Origin of the sequence: Helicobacter sp. 10-6591, assembly GCF_003288805.1 — a bacterium.
Classification (GTDB): domain Bacteria; phylum Campylobacterota; class Campylobacteria; order Campylobacterales; family Helicobacteraceae; genus Helicobacter_F.
In genome coordinates, this window is sequence record NZ_NHYK01000025.1 from 1 (window position 1) to 19,119 (window position 19,119).

Sequence of the window (19,119 nt, forward strand, 5' to 3'; positions counted from 1 at the left end):
TACTCTCTCTAATAATACCTTCTAGCATTTTGGTTGTCCTTTGATTTTGGGATTGAACAGGGGAGTGGGATTGTAACCAGGGGAGGCTTAAATTAAGATAATCTTTAATTTAAGCCTATATAATGGAATTTCTATCAATACTTCGGAGATGCCAATGAGTAAAAAGCTAACTGGATCGCAAATGCTAATACAAGCTTTAGCTTTAGAGAATGTTAAAGTTGTTTTTGGTTATCCCGGTGGTGCTGTACTACATATTTATGATGAAATCTATAAGCAAAAATATTTTCGACATATCCTAGTCCGCCACGAACAAGCTGCTTTACACGCTGCCGATGGCTACGCAAGAGCAAGTGGGGAGGTAGGTGTGGCAATTATTACAAGTGGGCCAGGCTTTACAAATGCGCTTACGGGTATTGCTACGGCATATATGGATTCTATTCCTTTGGTGGTGATAAGTGGGCAAGTCCCTACCACACAAATTGGCACTGATGCCTTTCAAGAAATCGATGCGGTCGGAATCTCACGCCCCTGCACAAAGCACAACTATCTTGTCAAAGACATCAAAGAATTACCGCGAACTCTCAAGGAAGCTTTTTATATCGCTAAAAGTGGTCGTCCAGGTCCAGTACTCATTGACTTACCAAAAGATATAAGTGGGACATTAGGAGAATTTCACTATCCAGAATCCATAACCTTACGCACGTATAAACCCACAACAAAAGGCAATCCCAAACAAATAGCAAAACTCAAAAATGCAATAATGAATGCAAAAAAGCCATTGTTTTATATTGGTGGCGGGGCGATTTTAGGCAATGCAAGCAGTGTAGTACGAGAACTTGTCAATAGAACCAAGATTCCCAGCGTAGAAACATTGATGGCAAGAGGCTGTTTGGAATACAATAACTCTATGCTTTTAGGAATGGTGGGTATGCACGGAAGCTATACCGCAAATATCGCTATGAGCGAATGTGATCTGCTTATCTGTCTTGGTGCACGCTTTGATGACCGTGTGACAGGCAGACTGAGTGCTTTTGCTAAAAATGCTTCAATCGCCCATATTGACATCGATCCAAGCTCCATTGGCAAAATCGTAGAAATAGATTATCCAATAGTGGGAGATATAAAAAATGTAGCACAAGAGCTTTTGGAGCAACTACAAGATTATGATTCCCAAAAGATCAATGCATGGAATGAACGTCTCAATCTTTTACAAAGAGAGAATCCACTCATTTACGAGGACAAAGATGATGTGATAAAGCCCCAGTGGATAATAGAAACACTTGGCAAGGAATTAGGGCAAGACGCCTTTATCGCTACAGATGTAGGGCAGCACCAAATGTGGGCTGCGCAGTTTTATCCCTTCAGCTTTGAGCGCCAGTTTATTACAAGTGGTGGGCTTGGGACTATGGGTTATGGGCTTCCTGCAAGCTTTGGCGTTATTACTGCATTGCAAGAGTTAGACTGGAGCAAGAAGCCACATAAGCCAAAATTTGTGGTCAATATCACCGGCGATGGCAGTATCCTGATGAATATCCAAGAGCTCATCACTTGCATAGAGTTTGACCTGCCTGTCATCAATATAATTCTTAATAACAATTACTTAGGTATGGTGCGCCAATGGCAGACATTCTTCTATGACAACAGATTCTCTCATACAGATTTAAGCCTGCAGCCGGATTTCATCAAGCTTATAGAATCTTTTGGCGGCTATGGAATCCAAGTCAAAGACAAAAAGAAATTTCCTCAAGCTCTCAAAAAATGTATAGATTCCAAAAAAGTCTGCTTCCTAGAAGTGCTTATAGATCGGTATGAGGATGTGTTGCCAATGGTGCCAAATGGTGCAGCTCTCAATGAAATGATAGTCTTTAAAAGGAGCAAATAGATGAAACTCACAGACAAGGAATGCAAAAAAACTCTTTGTGTATGCGTTATCAATGAACACAGTGTTTTAGCACGTATCTCTGGGCTTTTTGCAGGCAGAGGCTACAATATAGAATCTCTAAGCGTTGCGCCATTGCCAAATAGCGAGTTTTCATATATCACAATCACTACCAAAGGTAGCTTGCGTGTATTAGAGCAAATCGTAAAGCAGCTTCACAAACTTATTCCTGTACTAAGTGTAAGTGAATCCCAAAATCTCTTGCAAAAGGAAATGGTGCTTATCAAGCTCCCACCAAAGCAGCCCCTAGCAGACATTGAAGCGCTTTGCAGAAGTTACAATGGCAGCATTTCTGAAGCCAGCAATAAACATATCATCTTAAGTGCCACTGATGACCCAATCCGCATAGAATCATTTATCAAGGCTTTGGAAGCATATAAACCAAAAGAAATTGTCAAAAGTGGTGTAGTGGCAATAGAGCGCTAGATTCGGTGGATAGCAAAATGACTCTTGGTGTAAATATCGATCATATTGCTACATTGCGCGAAGCAAGAGCGATCAATGAACCCAACCCATTAGAAGCTATCTTTATCATCAAAAATGCTGGCGCACACCAAATCACTATGCATTTGCGAGAGGACAGACGTCATATCCAAGATGATGATGTAAAAATCATACTAGAATCTGCCCCCTTACCTGTGAATATCGAATGTGCTATGAATGATCAAATAATCGATCTGCTTTGCGCTCTTAAGCCCAACCGCATAACACTTGTGCCAGAAAACCGCAATGAAGTTACCACAGAAGGTGGATTAAATCTCCACAACAACCACGCAAAAATCAAATCCACTCTCCAAGAATTCCACAAGCATAATATTGCTACCTCGCTTTTTATCGATCCCTCTTGTGAGAATGTAGAATTTGCCAAAGAACTAGGTACACAGGCTGTAGAGCTTCATACGGGAAAATATGCAAACATTTTTTTGATGCTTTATTCCAATCTCTCCCGCACAAAGCACAGTATCAAAGAGCTTTGTCTCCCAGCAAAAGAGCTAGCAGACCTGCTAGATTCTGAGATAAACCAACTCAGACAAAGCGCCAAATACGCCCATAATCTCTGTCTTGGATGCTTTGCTGGACATGGTTTAAATGCACACAATCTCAAGCCAATACTTGCCATCAAAGAAATCAGCGAACTAAATATCGGGCATAGCATTATTGCAAGAGCTATTTTTGTAGGACTACAGCAAGCTATCAAAGATATTTTGAATGAAATGTCATAAGAATCCTTCCAAAGATGAAAAAAGTAGCCATAAGCATAGGGGATATAAACGGTATAGGCTTACAAATTGCTATAGATTCCCATACAGAAGTCTTACGATTATGCAAACCAATCTACTGCGTACATAAAGAGCTGCTTGATCAAGCAAGCATATTGCTTGGCAAAGAATGCCCTATAAAACCTGAGGAGCTTAGCCCACCAGATACAGAGATTATAGACATCACACCAGCACAGGTGAGCCAATCTAGTGGATACTATAGTTTCAAGAGCTTTGAGCATGCGCTCACCCTGACAGAATCACAGCAAGCTTGCGGAGTGCTGACTTTACCGATACACAAAGAAGCGTGGAAAAAAGCCGGAATAAAGTCTATTGGGCATACACAAGCCCTAAGAGCGCACTACAACAAAGAGGCAATTATGATGCTAGGCTGTGAAAATATGTATGTAGCACTTTTTAGCGATCATGTAGCACTAAGAGATGTGAGCCTGCTTATCAAAGAGGAGACACTTACAGAGTTTTTGTGTAACTTTGCAAGATGTGTAAATTTAAAAGAATCATGCGCTGTACTTGGACTCAATCCTCATTGTGGGGACAATGGACTTATGGGCGATGAAGATAGAATCATTGATAGAGCAGTCATTAAGACAAATGCTCTTTTAGGCCATAGCTATTTTGTGGGTGCAATCCCTGCAGATTCTGCATTCTCCCCGCAAAATCGCAAGCACTTTCGGTATTTTGTGAGTATGTATCATGATGTAGGTCTGGCTGTATTGAAAGCGTTGTATTTTGAGGAGAGTATAAATATAAGTCTTAATCTCCCTATAATGAGGACTTCTGTTGATCATGGAGTAGCATTTGATAAAGCCTATAAGCAAAATACTCTCAGCACCACGAGTTACATCAATGCACTAAAATACATAATCACAAACACATAAGGGCAAAAGATGGACAATGCTTATGCGCAACTTGTTCAAGTGCAGAAAGAAGAGATTGCTAATCTTAAAGTAGAGATAGAATCGCTGCATGCACAGGTCATGCAAAAAGACCGGGAGTTAGAAACACTAACAAACTACATCAAAGAATTAGAATCACGCAATCAAGAAATTACAGAAGTGCTTGATGAGAAGAAAAATTCGCTTAAGGCTATACAAGAAAGCGCCAAAAGCTTTGGCGTAGAAATCGATGAATTACTCCATATGCTCTTTTATCTGCAAAATCAAGAGAAAATCCAAGATTCCAATGCCTATATCCAATCAGTCCAACTCAACGAGGATAAAGACCTGCTCTTTGGGCTCAATATCGCAAATGAGTTCTTGGCCCAAAGTTCAGAGCAGACCATAAAATACTATCTTTTTAATCTGGGATGTAAGTTCTACCAAACTTTTGACCTGCCAAATCTCCACCCGCAAAACAAAACCGATCTTATACTCATTGGCGAGACTTTTAGCTCTTTTGTATGTTTGCAAACTTATAACCAAGATGAAAGCTTGCGTGGGCTTATAGAAATGCTGCCAGCAGATATGCTCAATCCCGTTCAGATTCGATATTACGGGAATCTTGATCTGCGAGGGTATTTTGAGCTTTTTGTCCAAAAGCTGCAGCAAAATGACAATGCCATCTAAGAGAGCAGGATTTTTCTTTACCTTTGTCAAATAAATTCGTATCTTTTTGTTCGCGCTTCTTTGAGCGCGCCTGGGATATGTGCGTGGTAGATTCTAACACTTGGATCAGAAGAATGCACCCTATATTCGACCCTTAAAACTTCTTAAGAGCGGGGGAGATAAATTTTGCCTTAAATCTTTGCGTGTTAGAATTCTGTACAAATTTCACACAAAAGGATTGCCTTGGACACTGCGCCATTTTTGCTTGAAATCCTCACCCAAGAACTTCCCGCTAAGCCTTTCTTAAAAGAATTTCCAAATATCCGAACAAAATGGACAAAAGCCTTGCAAAATGCCTTTATCACATCTGCAGATACACAAGTTTTTTACACTCCAAGACGCATTGTGTTGTATGCTGAAAATTTCCCACTCAAAGCAAATGATAGGCTCATAGAATCTTTTGGTGCGCCTGTAAGCCTTGCTTATGAGAATGGCGATAAGAATGCACCACTCACAAAGGCCGGACTTAGCTTCTGTTATAAAAACAACATACAAGAGCAAGACATAAGCACTACACAAAAAGATGGCAAAGAAGTGCTGTATTTTAAGCAAATAATCAAAGGCCAAAGCACCCAAAACCTCTTGCAAGGAGTATTGACAGAGTTTATAGATTCGCTAAATTTCGGGAAAAGCATGCGTTGGGGAGATATTGCAAGCAGGTATGAAAATTTCCATGGCTTTATCCGTCCAGTCGTTGGCTTATGTGCCTTTTTGGATGATAAACCTTTGTCTTTAAGCCTCTTTGGCGTATATTCTAGCCCGCAAACCTTAGGCCACAGGGATTTAGGTTCTTCTCCAATACAAATACAAAATACACAAGATTACTTCCATAAGCTCAAGGCTCACAAAGTCATTTTGGACCAAGATGAGCGTAAAAACCTCATTTTACAGCAGATAAAGACCATAGAATCTACTCATCATATAAAAGCAGAGCTCGATCATGAGCTTTTAGAGGAAGTCGTAGCAATCACAGAATATCCCCAAAGCATACTTGGGTATTTCGAATCGGAGTTTTTAGATTTGAGCGACGAGGTTATTATCATCTCCATGAAAGAACACCAGCGCTACTTCCCACTATACAAAGATAACTTGCTTTTTAATGGGTTTATAGTAGTCTCAAATTCCACAAGCATTCAAGATTCTCTTATCAAAGCAGGGAATGAAAAAGTACTACGTGCGCGCTTAAGTGATGCAATGTTTTTCTACCGCAATGATCTCAAAAAGCCTCTGAGTGCGCAAGGTTTGGAATCTGTGGTTTTTGTGGAAGGCTTAGGGAGCTTAGCAGACAAGACAATACGTGAAGGAAAAATCGCACAGATTCTCGCGCAAAAATACAAAGAAAAATTACTCAACGACCCTATCTGTAAGGGCTTAGAATTTCTGCAAATATTACAGTTGCTAGAGCAGGCAAGTGAGCTTTGTAAAGCGGATTTGCTTAGTGAGATGGTAGGTGAGTTTCCAGAGCTACAGGGTATTATGGGGAGCTACTATGCTAAGGAGCAAGGCTTTAGCCCACTTATCATATCAGCGCTCAGAGAGCAGTATCTCCCAAGACACACAGAGCTTCCATCAAATCTCTTTAGTGCGATAGTGGCACTTTCTAATAAGCTTGATAGTATTCTCTCACTTTTTAGCATAGACAAGATTCCAAGTGGCTCAAAAGACCCCTATGCATTAAGACGCGCGGCAAATGGCGTGATAAAAATCATAGAGCGCTATGGCTTAGATTTCCATTTACAAAAGGATTTGTACATACTCAAAGATACGCTTGGCTTTCATACTCTTAAAATCGAAGGAGTGGAGCATTTTTTTCTTGAGCGCTTAGAAAATAGCATCGGGGCAAATCCTTCTATCTTTCGTGCTGCACTCTTTGGAATTACCCGATCTAACGAGAGAAATCGCGATATAAATATGCTAATAAGTAACACCTTAGCTTTAAGTGAAGTATTTGAAGCTACAGAGAATAAAGCCACACTGCTTAGCACCTTTAAGCGCGTGGCAAATGTTTGCAAAGATAAAAAGGTATATTCCAAGCCATCAAGAGAGCTTTTTAACACACAAGAGGAGCATAGTCTCTTGAATGCGATTGAGACAATTGCAAGCACTCACTTTACAAACGTAAAAGAGCGAGCAGAAGCACTTTTTGGACTAAAAGATATTTTGGAGGAGTTTTTTAGTAATGTCTTTATTAATGAGCAAGATCCACAAATCGCCCAAAACCGAAAAGCCCTAGTATCTTGGGTGTATGAGGAGTTCTTGTATATTGGTGATATCGCACAGATTGCTATTTGATATTAAAGGAGCATTCATGGATTACAAAAGCTTTGAATCAAAATGCAGAGAGTTTCTCTTTGACACACACAATGGCATAAAAACCTACAGAATCTTTTCAGATTATCTCCAGCGCTTTGCGTATGGTCTGGACGCTTCCTGCTACCGCTATATTCCTAAGCTTGTGCTAAAGCCAAAAAATGAAAGTGAAGTGCAAAAGATTATCGCTTTAAGTAACTTATTTCGTATTCCCCTTACTTTCCGTGCTGCAGGGACAAGCCTAAGTGGTCAGGCTTGTAGCGATAGTGTGCTTGTAGTCTGTATGCAGCATTGGCAAGATATCGATGCAAATGAAGATTCTATTTGGTGTGATTGTGGTGTGATTGGTGTAGAAGCAAACAATGCACTCAAAAAATTTGGCAAAAAAATAGGACCAGATCCAGCCACGATAAACAATGCAAGTATCGGTGGAATCTTTTCTAACAACTCAAGTGGAATGTGCTGTGGCGTGAAGCAAAATAGCTACCAGACAATCAAATCTGTGCGCGTGATCTTAAGCGATGGCTTTATCCTAGATACCTCAGATTCTGAAAACCTCGCGGAATTTGTACAAAGCCACACACAAATGGTAGAGCAAATCCTCTCTTTGCGTGAGGACATCTTGCAAGATAAGCCGCTTGTCCAGGAGATACAAAGAAAATTTGCAATCAAAAACACCACAGGATATGGACTCAATTCCCTCTGTGACTTTACAGATATAAAAGACATTCTCAATCATATTTTTATCGGTGCAGAAGGCACTCTTGGCTTTGTATCGCGGGTGGAATATTTCACAGTGGAGGATTTTAAACACAAAGCATGCGCGCTTGTGTTTTATGAAAATCTTAGCCTAGCAGCAAGCGCTGTAAAAGTCCTAAGCAACAACCAGGATATAGTAAGCGCAGCTGAAATTATGGATTATGCCTGTTTAAAGGCTGTAAGACATATTGCAGGAATGCCAGAAGAGATTGAATCTGTCAAAGAGGGGAATTGCTGCATTTTGATCCAATTAGAATCTAACGAGCTGCAAGATTTAGAATACAACATCGCCTCCATCACAAGCAAGCTTCATTCTATCCCCACGCTTTTTGGCTTACACTTTAGCTTTGAGCCATCAGTGCAAGAGAAGTGGTGGAAGGTTCGTAAAGGTCTGTTACCCATCTCTGCTGCTAGCAAGAGAAATGGTGCGACTGTCATAACAGAGGATATTTGCTTTGAGATAGAGAGCTTTGCCGCAGGGATTGAGGGAATCACAAAGCTTTTTGGAGAGTTTGGCTTTGATGGTATTATCTTTGGACACGCACTCAGCGGAAATGTGCATTTTATCATCACGCCGCTTTTAGATGACGTAAACCAAAGACAAGCCTTTGCGGGATTTATGGATAAGATGGTAGAGCTTGTTGTAGGTTTGAAGGGCAGTACGAAAGCTGAGCATGGCACAGGTAGGATGATGGCTCCATTTGTAGAAAAAGAATGGGGATTAAAAGCATATGAGATAAACAAAAGAATCAAGCACATCTTTGACTCTCAAAATCTCTTCAATCCAGATGTGATAATTTGTAATGACCCACAGATTCATATCAAAAATCTAAAACCAGCAGAGAGCATAGAGGACTATCTGAATGCCTGTATGGAATGTGGGTTTTGCGAGAAAGTATGCCCGAGTAAGAATCTTACCCTTACCCCAAGGCAACGCATTGCACTCCATAGAGAGATCACGCGTTTAAAAAACTTAGACCAACTAAGTAGTACTCAGGAGCTTGAATTGCAAGAATTAGAGAGAGGCTACAAATATTTTGGGATACAAACTTGCGCTACTTGCTCTATGTGCTCTACCATCTGCCCGCTTGAAATAGATACGGCAAAAATCGCCATCGCACAAGCAAATATACAATCAAGTGACTTTGCATTCAGTGTGGCTACAAAGCTTTCGCGTAATCTTAAGAGTGTTATCAAAGTAGCAAAATGGAGCATAAGCGCAGCAAATGCAATAAGTGCTATCGTAGGAGAAAATCGCGCAAAAACTTGGAGCTTGCGTGCAAACAAAATCTTGCATACACCAATACTGCCAAGATATATGCCAAGTGCAAACAACTACAAATTGCAATCACGATTTTTCACTCCAGAGCAAGCAGGATCACAACCACAAACACCACAAACACAACAAACACAAACAAAAGAAGTGTTGTATTTCTCAAGCTGTCTTAATCGTGCCTTTGCGCCAAACAAAAAGGCAGATGACAGACGCACTATCCAAGAAGTTTTTGAAAATCTCTGCCAAAAAGCCGGCATAAATGTGCGCTATCCAAAGCAGTTAGATTCTATGTGCTGTGGGAAAGCTTTCAAAAATTACGCACAAAAGTCCTGCAATCCATTGCACCAAACCCTAAAACTCCTTCTTAGAGAATCCCAAAATGGTGAAGTCCCTATAGTATGCGACCATAGCGCGTGTAGTGCTGAAGTTCTCAAAGAGCTTGCAAGCCTCAAAGACTATGAAAAGCTCAATGTATTAGATATGCCAAGATTTGCACTTGAAACTCTAATGCCCCGCTTACAAATCACGCCTATTGAGCAAAATATCGGAATCTATGCGGTATGTGCGCTAAAAAAGAACAAGCAGAGTGAATTTTTATACAAAATAGCTAAAGCCTGTACAACAAAAGAGGTGCTAGAGCATACACAAACTTACTGCTGTGGCTTTGCAGGAAATAAAGGATTTCTCATACCAGAGCTAAATATAGAGGCGACAAAAGAGCTAGCGCAGTATTTCACACAACAAAAAGCTAAAAATCTCTACTCAAGTTCTAGCACTTGTGAGATTGGACTAAGCGATGCGACAGATACTCCTTGGCAGCATATTATCTATCTTCTAGATAGAGTGAGCACAAGAGTTTGATCATAACTTAAAGGAGAGAGAATGAAAGAATATTTTGAAGCAAGAGGTGTAAGTGAAGCTGATTACAAAGATGCAGTTCTTAGTCCATACTACATAGAGATACTCAAAGACTTAGAGCACAATGCGAGAATTTTGGATTTTGGCTGTGGTTTTGGGCAGAACTTGTGCGCGATAAAAAACGCTAAATGGGGGGGGGGGATAAAGAATTCTATCTTTGTGGCATTGATATAAACACACGCGCCATTGAAGCAGTCAAAAATCTAGGAATTGAAGCAATATATGTAGAAGATATTTTTAGCTTCAAGCCACAAGAGAGATTTGATCTCATCATCACAACACATTGTCTAGAACATCTCCCTAAAGAAAATATCATCCCCACGCTCCAGCACTTTAAAGAATATGTTTTAAAAGAAAATGGCAAGATATTTGTTGCTGTACCAAATGCACAGAGCAATACCGGCTGTTACTGGGCGTATGAGGATTTCACACACAACACACTTTTTACTGCAGGAAGCCTTGTGTATGTGTTAAAAATGGCAGGTTTCAAGCAAGTAAGAATCATAGACAAAGACGCTCTTGCCGGAAGTAGCGGGATAAAAAAATTAATAAAAAAAATATTTTTAAGATTCTATAAGTTACACTACAGCTTTTGGAACAAAATCACAGGAAGTGCTACACACGCACCAAGCGAGCAAGTCTTTAGCTACGAGATAAAAGCTCTTGGACAATAAACAAGGATCACAATGAGTATCTACCAAAAGGCATTTTTAGGAATCTTAATAAGCATAATAGGGGGAGGGATATACTTTAATGCGACGCTCCCAACACAAACTGATGATGTGTGGATGTTTTTTCGTATCTTTGATAATCAGCCAATTTTTGATGGTTATAACCCAAGTGCAGGGAGGTTTTTCCCGCTTGCTTTTTTAGATCTGAATATTCTTATGCAGTTCTCAAGTTCCCCAAAACTTTTCTTTTTCTTTAATGCTTTAGAGTTTGTCTTTATGGCGCTGGTTGTCTGTGTATTGAGCCTAAAAATGTGGGGTAATAATTTTAAAATCACCCTTGCCACTCTTTTTGTCGTATTTATCAATATAGGTTTTGTTACTGTTATCACAGGCATTTGCTATCCAGAACGTATGCAAATGCTGTTCTTGTGTATTTTCATACTCTCTTTGTATTTTGCCCAAAAGCCAGAGGCAAATATTTTGTGGTTCATTGTATGTTTTGTAAGTGCAAGCATTAGTATTTTTTACAAAGAAACAGATTTTATTTTCATCGGTGGGTTTGGAGCATTGTATTTACTCTTTCGATTCTATGAGACCAAGAGCTTGAAGCAAACCTTTGATAGAAATGGTTATCTTGCGCTCTCTCGTGTGGTTGTCGCATTATGCTTTATTTTTATCTACCTTATTTTTATCTATCCGCAAATGCAAGGAAAGGTAATAGAACAAGCAGAGAGCTTTGTCCTGCATATACGTGATGTGATTAATGTCTTTTTAACACATTCTTTTATATTTCTTTTGATTCCATATATTTTGTTCTTACGCATAAAAGATTTCTACATTACAAAAGTACTCTACCCGCTTTATGATTCCCTGCTTATAAGCGCACTTGTTGGTGGTTTTAGTTATTTTGTGCTTGGTCGTTCTAGTCCGTATTATTTTATGCCTTGCTATATCATCGCACTTTTACCAATACTCTTTTTTGCAAAAATGTATTTCTTAAGGCTTAAGATTGTTTTAATGGTGGTTTTTGCTATGCACTGCTTCTTGAATGTGCCTTTAGCACTAAGTAAATACACACAAGCCAAGATGCTTCCGCCAAGCTATGCGAAAGCTATGGAATTTATGGCAGACTACACCCATACCACACAAGAAAAACCCGCGATATTCTTGTTAGGACAAAATCGCGATCCAGATGGACTTATGCTTTACGGCTTTGTAAAAGACTTCTTGCAATACTATGGAGCCAAAGATTTTGATTTACAAACCAATAAGTCAAACCCCGATGGTTTTGAATCTATCCAGTCACCCTTTAGTATTTTTGGTTCTAGCAGGGTAGATATTCCTAAAAAAGGAGATTTGCTATATCTGGATTCTTTTAGTAAGGACTATATTGATGAAGCCTACCTCAATGCACTCAACCAAAACTACCAGCTTGTTTTTGAAAGCTCATATTTTGGAGTGTATAACATCACACCCAAAAGCATTGCAAAGTATTTACTCCAACACTCCAAAGCTTATGCAGCCTACCAAAACCAACCTCGAGTCTCAGCCAATATCTTTAATGCACCATTATCTGTAAGAATCTACCAAGTACGCTAGATTCTTGCTAGCGCTCTAATCTATAATCCTTTTACCCCACCCAACTATGATAGAATAGGCCATTTTTTGACCAAAGATACTTATGCAGTACGACACAATAAAACCACCACACACAAGTGTATTGACACAAGCTGTACTAGAGACATTTTTATTCTTAAAATCACACAAAAATCCGACTTTACTTGACTGTACACTTGGCTTTGGCGGACATACAAAAGCACTTCTGCAGGCTTATCCAAACCTTAGAGTTATAGGCATAGATAGAGATATCCAAGCGCTCAATCTCGCAAAGCACAATCTCTCTGAGTTTGGCAATCGCGTGGAGTTTTTCAAAAGCTCTTTTTCTAGCGCTCTATCACTGCTAGATTCTAAGTCCCATCTCCTTGGAATCCTCGCAGATATAGGCGTAAGCTCAATGCAGCTAGATGACAAATCCAGAGGTTTTAGCTTTGAATCAGACAATCTTGATATGCGTATGGATCTAGATTCCCAAACAGATGCGAAGATTTTAATAAATTCTGCCTCTGTAAGTGAGCTGGAGAAGATTTTATCAAGCTTTGGCGAAATAAGAGAGAGCAGAAAGCTTGCCCAAGCGATAGTAGAGTTTAGGAAGCAAAAGCCAATCACAAGCGCTAGAGAACTTGCCACACTTGTGGCAAAAAACATCAGCAGACAAAAGAGTCTCAACCCTGCAACCCTTGCGTTCCAAGCATTGAGAATCGCAGTAAATGACGAGCTTGGCGAACTAGAGAGATTGCTGGATTCTATCCATGACAATCACACTTCGCTCAAAGGTGCAAAGGTATGTATCATAAGCTTCCACTCGCTAGAAGATAGAATCATAAAGAGCGCTTTCAAGCAGTGGAGCAAGGAGTGCATTTGCCTACCCCATGTAATGAAATGCGAATGCGGTGCAAACAATGCCTTAGGAATAGCAAGCAAAAAGCCAATAATTCCAAGCCCACAAGAAATCGCAGCCAACAAACGCGCAAGAAGTGCTAAAATGCGTGTTTTCCAATTCAAAAACTAGCTACAGCAAAGAGCCAGCAAAAGAAAGTAGAGTATGCAAGAAAATCTTCAAAACAACCAATCCTCAAATCCTCCATTCGAATGGGAAATTGAAGAAAATTTTCTTGATACAAGAATGCTTTTTATGGCATTTTGCATGCTCTTTGGCACACTTGTATTATTCTTTCCAAAGGTCTATTTGGCAAACAATATCTACTATTTGAGCAAAGAAATCGCGACTTTACATACAAACAAAGAAATCCTGGATGAAGAGAACAAAAAATTGCGCCGAGAGCTAGAAGACATCACATTCCAATTTGTAGTGCGAGACAATCTCCCATAATAACCCCACAATCTTTAAGGACAATCCATGAATGCTATCAATCGCCCCCTGCCATTTATCCTAGCTGCTACAAATACTGGAATGATGATTCTCAACTATCTTGATAAGCACCAAACCACGCAAGGTGCTTATGGAGTAGGCTATCAATATCTACAAACTGCCTCTTTTGACCCACAAGAAGTTGCAAATGCACTGACGATACTGCAAATCCGTAGACAGTATTTTGGCGATGGGGTAGTAGCGCTTGATTGCGGTGCAAACATCGGCGCACACACGATTGCCTGGGCTATTGAAATGACGCACTACGGAGAGGTGATTGCTTTTGAAGCACAGGAGAGAATCTACTACGCGCTTGCTGGAAATATCGCGCTGAATAATTGCTTTAACGCAAAAGCGATTTTTGCTGCTCTTGGGAATCCTAGAGAATCTTCCAAAAATGGGGGGGGGGATATAGAGATTCCACAGGTTGATTACACATTACCTGCATCTTTTGGCTCTCTGGAACTTAAGGCGGATAAAAACAACGAATTTATCGGGCAGCACATAGATTATACAAACACCCAAAAAGTCCCACTCAAAAGCATTGATTCTCTCAATCTAGCGCGTATAGATTTTATGAAAATCGATGTGGAGCGTATGGAAGTCGAAGTGCTGAAGGGCGCAAGAAAAATGCTCAAAAAACACAAACCAATTCTATCAATTGAAATCATCAAGAGTGATAGTCAAGAAATTTTGGATTTTCTTACACCGCTGGGATATGAGGTTTTTCCAATGGAAATGAATATTTTATGTATACACAAAAAAGATCCGACCCTAAAACATATCCAAACCTAATGCCAAAGCCCTATGTACAGCATAATGCAGGGCAAGTTATGCTACAATTGGCGCCTTATTCATAACTACACAAAAAAAGGCTACAAAAGGCTATGCAAGAAAAAATAAGCTACAAAGATTCTGGAGTGGATATTGATGAGGGCAATGCTCTGGTAGAAGGGATAAAACCACTTGTAGAAAGCACTTTTGATAAGTTTGTCCTTGGGGGCATTGGTTCGTTTTCCGGAGCATATGAGCTTCCTAGCGGATACAAAGAACCTGTGATTTTAGGTGCTACCGATGGTGTAGGTACAAAACTCAGACTCGCTATCCAATCAGACAGATTAGAGAGTATTGGGATTGATCTTGTTGCTATGTGCGTAAATGACCTTATATGCAACTTTGCAACACCACTTTTTTTCCTTGACTATTATGCAACTGCGAAACTAGAAAAAGCCAAAGCTCTGCGAGTGATTTCTGGAATCGTAGAGGGCTGTAAGATAGCCTCTTGCGCACTTATAGGTGGAGAAAGTGCAGAGATGCCAAACATGTATAAAGATGGGGACTTTGACCTCGCAGGGTTTAGTGTAGGAATAGCAGAAAAGCAAGAGCTTTATCGCAAAAGTCTTGTGAAACAAGGCGACGTGCTTATAGCCTTGCCCTCAAGTGGATTGCATTCCAATGGCTTCTCGCTTGCACGTAAAGTGTTTTTCGAAAAGCTGGGTTTTCACCTCGCTTCAGAATTTGATGGTAAAGCCTTGATTGACACACTCTTAGAACCTACACAAATCTATGTCAATACTTTCAAATCTCTCAAGCCAAAAATAAAATCCCTTGCGCACATTACAGGCGGAGGAATACTAGAAAATCTCCCTCGTGCTTTGCCAAAAGGCTTAGGCGCACGAATCAAAAAAGACGCAATAAAAAGCCAGCCTATTTTTGAGCTTTTAAAAGAACATGTCCAAGAGTCTGAGTGTTACAGAACATTTAATATGGGTATTGGAATGATTCTTGCTGTGGAAGCAAATGATGCGCATTTTGTCGCACAAGAAAGCGGCGGTTACATACTCTCAGAAGTAGAATCTCTACAAGGTGTCGAAATAATATAACCTCAGAATTGGAGTTACATGCCTCTAAAATCTCTCATCAAACTTTATTGTATTCCCACACTTATAGTATTTGGCGGTATATTTTTGTATTACTTCGTATTCATTAGTATGAAAGATAAAACTCTCACTAAACACAATACACTTGCCAAATCTCAGATAACTCCACAAGATACCCAAGTAACAAACACTACAGGATCTGCACCTAAAGTAGCAGATAAAGATACAGACAACTTAGTGCCAAAAACCCAAGAAACTCAAAATACTCCACCAACAGATATTCACACAAAACACTTTATATCCATCACTGCAAAGAGTGTAAATGTGCGCTCCCAGCCCAACAAACAAAGCCCAATTATCACAAAGGTTTATATTGGTCAAAAGTACGAACTCACAGCCAATCTAGGCAAGTGGTTTGAAATAACACTTCCAGAGCACAGCCAAAAAGGCTATATCGCCTCATACCTAGCGACACAAGAACCCCTACGACAAGAAGAAAACGCATCACAGCAAACCAACATTTACAAGGTCATAGTACGTAAAGCAAATATACGTTTCAGAGCCGATCAAAACTCCGCGGTTATTGGATCGCTATTCGCAGGAGAGAATATCCAAGTCATAAGCAGCGATGGAATCTGGGCGGAGGTACTACTGCAAGATGGCAGGAAAGGATATATCGCATCAAGATTGCTTGAGGCACTTTAAACTTGCAACAATTCTGCGTTTTTGGCAATCCCATCTCTCATTCCAAATCTCCCCTTCTGCATAACGCCCTATTTCTATCACAAGGTTTGCAAGCCTTTTATGGACGAGTCTGCTTGCCTACTACTTTTGCCACTACAACACCGACCTACAAAGCAAATCCTAGCATTTATACAACTTTCCATGCACTCAATCTCACTGGCGCAAATATCACAATTCCATTCAAAGAGGCTGCATTCGAGCAAGCCGATGAAGTGCGAGGAATAGCCAAGCAGATAGGTGCACTTAATACTTGGGTACAAGAGGATTCTAAGATAATAGGCTACAACACCGACGCGCAAGGTTTTTTTATGTGTATCCAAGACTTACGGATAGAAAGTGCGCTCATTCTTGGAGCCGGTGGCTCTGCAAGAGCAGTGGCTTGTATCTTACACTCTAATGGCATAAAGACAAATATCTACAATCGCTCAAGTACTCGCTTTTCTGCCTTCAAGGAATTCACATGCTTTGGCCCACAAGAGATAAAAAGCCTGCTTACACAAAGCTATGACATTGTAATAAACACTACACCCGCGGGCTTGCACTCTTTGCAAGCTGATTTGCTTCCACTAGATTCCCAAATCCTCTCCCAAATCCTCTCCAAAGCAAAATTTGCCTTTGATCTGGTATATGGCTCACCCACACCTTTTCTCAATCTTGCTAACAAACTAGGATTGCAAACCCAAGATGGCACACAAATGCTTATTAATCAAGCTGCCTTAAGCAGTGAACTTTTCACTTTTGGGGAATGCAAGCTTGAAAATATCCTAAGCGTGATGAGAGAAGTTCTATAAATACTTTCATATACAAATTACATACCCAAAGCATCAATATGAACCCAAATCATGCAATCTCTGAAAGATCTTTGTATTTTTTTTGGAGCAAAGTCTCACGTGTTAGCATCCAAAGACACTTTTTATTAAGCTGCATCATACAAATCCCTTTATAGAAATAACAAAACCGACCAAATTGGATTGCATTACTTGTGATGGATCTAACATTTGTACAGAGAACCATCTTGTTTTCCATCTCCTTAAAAATATATTCAAATAATAGTTTGTTTCAACCATGAGTGGCTTTGTCTCCCAAGTGCAGTAGCTCATCATAAAGATACGCTGAGCAATCACAAGGTAACAATAACAGCAACATCGACTTAGTACTAAAAAATAGCGACTCTATCGAAGTGTTGATTGAAGCCAAAAAACATCAGAGTGCTGAAATGTTTAGCGCGCAGAATGTCAATTGCAAGGCGTTGCATGAATGCATTTTCTACTATTTTCGCGAGCGCGAAAACAAGCGGCTCATAAATACCAGCATTAAATTTCTCATAATCACTGATTTTTATCAATTCTACATTTTCAAAGCCAGCGAGTTTGATAGGCTTTTTTATAAAAACACGCATTTTAAAAAACTCTATAAAAACTTCACAGATAAAAACTCACTTTTCAAAGGCAACACAGAGAAATTTTATAACGAATGCAAGAAGATTCTAGACTCGCCTGAGTATTTAGAATCTATTCAGGAAAAAAAGAAAGATTCACAAGGAAAATCCCAAAGTTGCTCACTTCAAGGCTTTCATCTTGATTTTAAAGCACTTTTTGACAAAATAAATAGCAATGATTTCAAAGCTATAAGGCCCTTTTTCAAAGCCCTCTCCCCTGAGTTTTTATTTGATACTTTCAACCCAAATGATGCAAATTCGCTTAATAAGGACTTCTACAACGAGCTTTTATACATCTTAGGGCTTGAAGAATGTAAGCAAAATGACAAGATTATCATCGCACAGAGCAAAGAGAGCAAGGCGGGGCAAAACACTATCTACACGGCAATTTTGCAAAGCCTAAAGGATAAAGAAAAATTCAAGGCAAAAAGCGATGATGAGAAATTTGAAAGCCTTATGCAGCTTATTATTTTGTGGCTTAATCGCATTTTATTTCTAAAGCTTATTGAGGCGAGTTTAGTGAAATTTAATAATAATAAAAGTTTGAAATTTCTAAACACGCACAAAGTGCCAAATTTTCGTATCTTAAGTGGATTATTTTTTGAAATTCTAGCCAAAAATTCACACGAAAGAGACGCCAAGCATTTAGAGAAACTTTTTTATCTGCCCTATCTCAATTCTAGCCTTTTTGAAAAGCAAGAGATTGAAAACAATTTGCTTGATATTAGTGAGCTAAATGATATGAATCTACCCTATTTTAAAGCCACGCAGATAAAGGATAAAAACGCTAAGAAAAAGCAAGGGCAAGTAAAGCTTTTAGACTATCTCTTTGAGTTTTTGGATAGCTTTGATTTTGGTAGCGATGAGGAAGAAAGCGAACTCATAGAGCAAAAGACTTTGATTAGCTCAAGCATCCTAGGGTTAGTCTTTGAAAAGCTAAACGGCTACAAAGAAGGCAGTTTCTACACGCCAAGCTTTATCACAAACTATATGTGTAAGCAATCCCTGCAGCAAGTCGTGATACAGAAGTTTAACACCGCCAAAAATTGGGATTGCAAAGATTTACAATCCCTAAAACTAAGGCTAGATAAACTCACAGATTCACCTGATGGCTATAAGGAAGCAAATAAGATATTTGATTCCATAAAAGTATGCGATCCAAGCGTAGGAAGCGGGCATTTCCTCGTTTCTATGCTAAACAATATGATAGAACTAAAATTCCACCTAAAAATCCTTTGTGATGAAAACTTTGAACGCCTAAAAGACATACAACTACGCCTAGAAAACGATGAGATTGTGCTACAAGATTCT

Annotated in this window: 16 protein-coding genes and 1 pseudogene; all 17 read left to right on the forward strand. The window is 39.6% G+C overall.

Features of this window, described 5'->3' with window-relative positions; genetic code table 11:
* Positions 1-154 precede the first annotated feature (154 nt).
* Positions 155-1,882 carry an acetolactate synthase large subunit gene (locus tag CCY97_RS07390; RefSeq protein WP_112064831.1) on the forward strand — a complete coding sequence of 576 codons (1,728 nt, stop codon included), beginning with the start codon at positions 155-157 and terminating at the stop codon, positions 1,880-1,882.
* Entirely contained in the window at positions 1,883-2,365 is a 483-nt protein-coding gene (gene ilvN / locus CCY97_RS07395; protein WP_112064832.1) for an acetolactate synthase small subunit, read from the forward strand.
* A 17-nt stretch (positions 2,366-2,382) separates the two neighbouring features.
* Positions 2,383-3,162, forward strand: coding sequence for a pyridoxine 5'-phosphate synthase (locus CCY97_RS07400; protein WP_112064833.1), 780 nt, complete (start codon positions 2,383-2,385; stop codon positions 3,160-3,162).
* 14 nt (positions 3,163-3,176) lie between these two features.
* The gene (gene pdxA, locus CCY97_RS07405) at positions 3,177-4,097 is read left to right on the forward strand and encodes a 4-hydroxythreonine-4-phosphate dehydrogenase (protein WP_112064834.1); all 921 of its coding nucleotides are present in this window, start codon (positions 3,177-3,179) and stop codon (positions 4,095-4,097) included.
* 9 nt (positions 4,098-4,106) lie between these two features.
* A complete protein-coding gene (locus tag CCY97_RS07410; protein ID WP_112064835.1) occupies positions 4,107-4,784 on the forward strand; it encodes a hypothetical protein in 678 nt (225 codons plus the stop codon).
* Positions 4,785-5,006: 222 nt separating this feature from the next.
* The gene (gene glyS, locus CCY97_RS07415; protein WP_181562863.1) at positions 5,007-7,115 is read left to right on the forward strand and encodes a glycine--tRNA ligase subunit beta; all 2,109 of its coding nucleotides are present in this window, start codon (positions 5,007-5,009) and stop codon (positions 7,113-7,115) included.
* A gap of 16 nt (positions 7,116-7,131) precedes the next feature.
* Positions 7,132-10,029, forward strand: a complete 2,898-nt coding sequence (locus tag CCY97_RS07420; protein ID WP_112064837.1) for an FAD-binding and (Fe-S)-binding domain-containing protein — start codon at positions 7,132-7,134, stop codon at positions 10,027-10,029.
* A 21-nt stretch (positions 10,030-10,050) separates the two neighbouring features.
* Complete coding sequence (locus CCY97_RS07425; protein WP_112064838.1) at positions 10,051-10,260, forward strand: hypothetical protein; 210 nt, start codon at positions 10,051-10,053, stop codon at positions 10,258-10,260.
* Positions 10,215-10,760: a class I SAM-dependent methyltransferase gene (locus CCY97_RS07430; RefSeq protein WP_112064839.1), complete on the forward strand. Its 546-nt coding sequence runs from the start codon at positions 10,215-10,217 to the stop codon at positions 10,758-10,760. The genes CCY97_RS07425 and CCY97_RS07430 overlap by 46 nt, the downstream gene beginning before the upstream one ends.
* Positions 10,761-10,772: 12 nt before the next feature.
* A complete protein-coding gene (locus tag CCY97_RS07435) occupies positions 10,773-12,356 on the forward strand; it encodes a hypothetical protein (RefSeq protein ID WP_112064840.1) in 1,584 nt (527 codons plus the stop codon).
* A gap of 82 nt (positions 12,357-12,438) precedes the next feature.
* Entirely contained in the window at positions 12,439-13,386 is a 948-nt protein-coding gene (rsmH, locus tag CCY97_RS07440; RefSeq protein ID WP_112064841.1) for a 16S rRNA (cytosine(1402)-N(4))-methyltransferase RsmH, read from the forward strand.
* Positions 13,387-13,419: 33 nt separating this feature from the next.
* Positions 13,420-13,707, forward strand: a complete 288-nt coding sequence (locus tag CCY97_RS07445) for a hypothetical protein (RefSeq protein WP_112064842.1) — start codon at positions 13,420-13,422, stop codon at positions 13,705-13,707.
* A gap of 27 nt (positions 13,708-13,734) precedes the next feature.
* Complete coding sequence (locus CCY97_RS07450; protein ID WP_112064843.1) at positions 13,735-14,541, forward strand: FkbM family methyltransferase; 807 nt, start codon at positions 13,735-13,737, stop codon at positions 14,539-14,541.
* Between the two features lie 92 nt (positions 14,542-14,633).
* Positions 14,634-15,629, forward strand: coding sequence for a phosphoribosylformylglycinamidine cyclo-ligase (purM, locus tag CCY97_RS07455; RefSeq protein ID WP_112064844.1), 996 nt, complete (start codon positions 14,634-14,636; stop codon positions 15,627-15,629).
* Positions 15,630-15,647: 18 nt separating this feature from the next.
* Positions 15,648-16,331 carry an SH3 domain-containing protein gene (locus CCY97_RS07460; RefSeq protein WP_112064845.1) on the forward strand — a complete coding sequence of 228 codons (684 nt, stop codon included), beginning with the start codon at positions 15,648-15,650 and terminating at the stop codon, positions 16,329-16,331.
* A gap of 2 nt (positions 16,332-16,333) precedes the next feature.
* A complete protein-coding gene (locus CCY97_RS07465) occupies positions 16,334-17,161 on the forward strand; it encodes a shikimate dehydrogenase (RefSeq protein ID WP_112064846.1) in 828 nt (275 codons plus the stop codon).
* Between the two features lie 425 nt (positions 17,162-17,586).
* Positions 17,587-19,119: pseudogene (locus tag CCY97_RS07475) on the forward strand (class I SAM-dependent DNA methyltransferase); the annotation flags it as partial.

Excerpts from the sequence above, each read along its gene's own strand:
- CCY97_RS07390 (WP_112064831.1), top strand. The coding sequence starts at position 155 with ATGAGTAAAAAGCTAACTGGATCGCAAATGCTAATACAAGCTTTAGCT.
- ilvN (WP_112064832.1), top strand. The coding sequence starts at position 1,883 with ATGAAACTCACAGACAAGGAATGCAAAAAAACTCTTTGTGTATGCGTT.
- CCY97_RS07400 (WP_112064833.1), top strand. The coding sequence starts at position 2,383 with ATGACTCTTGGTGTAAATATCGATCATATTGCTACATTGCGCGAAGCA.
- pdxA (WP_112064834.1), top strand. The coding sequence starts at position 3,177 with ATGAAAAAAGTAGCCATAAGCATAGGGGATATAAACGGTATAGGCTTA.
- CCY97_RS07410 (WP_112064835.1), top strand. The coding sequence starts at position 4,107 with ATGGACAATGCTTATGCGCAACTTGTTCAAGTGCAGAAAGAAGAGATT.
- CCY97_RS07420 (WP_112064837.1), top strand. The coding sequence starts at position 7,132 with ATGGATTACAAAAGCTTTGAATCAAAATGCAGAGAGTTTCTCTTTGAC.
- CCY97_RS07425 (WP_112064838.1), top strand. The coding sequence starts at position 10,051 with ATGAAAGAATATTTTGAAGCAAGAGGTGTAAGTGAAGCTGATTACAAA.
- CCY97_RS07430 (WP_112064839.1), top strand. The coding sequence starts at position 10,215 with ATGGGGGGGGGGGATAAAGAATTCTATCTTTGTGGCATTGATATAAAC.
- CCY97_RS07435 (WP_112064840.1), top strand. The coding sequence starts at position 10,773 with ATGAGTATCTACCAAAAGGCATTTTTAGGAATCTTAATAAGCATAATA.
- rsmH (WP_112064841.1), top strand. The coding sequence starts at position 12,439 with ATGCAGTACGACACAATAAAACCACCACACACAAGTGTATTGACACAA.
- CCY97_RS07445 (WP_112064842.1), top strand. The coding sequence starts at position 13,420 with ATGCAAGAAAATCTTCAAAACAACCAATCCTCAAATCCTCCATTCGAA.
- CCY97_RS07450 (WP_112064843.1), top strand. The coding sequence starts at position 13,735 with ATGAATGCTATCAATCGCCCCCTGCCATTTATCCTAGCTGCTACAAAT.
- purM (WP_112064844.1), top strand. The coding sequence starts at position 14,634 with ATGCAAGAAAAAATAAGCTACAAAGATTCTGGAGTGGATATTGATGAG.
- CCY97_RS07460 (WP_112064845.1), top strand. The coding sequence starts at position 15,648 with ATGCCTCTAAAATCTCTCATCAAACTTTATTGTATTCCCACACTTATA.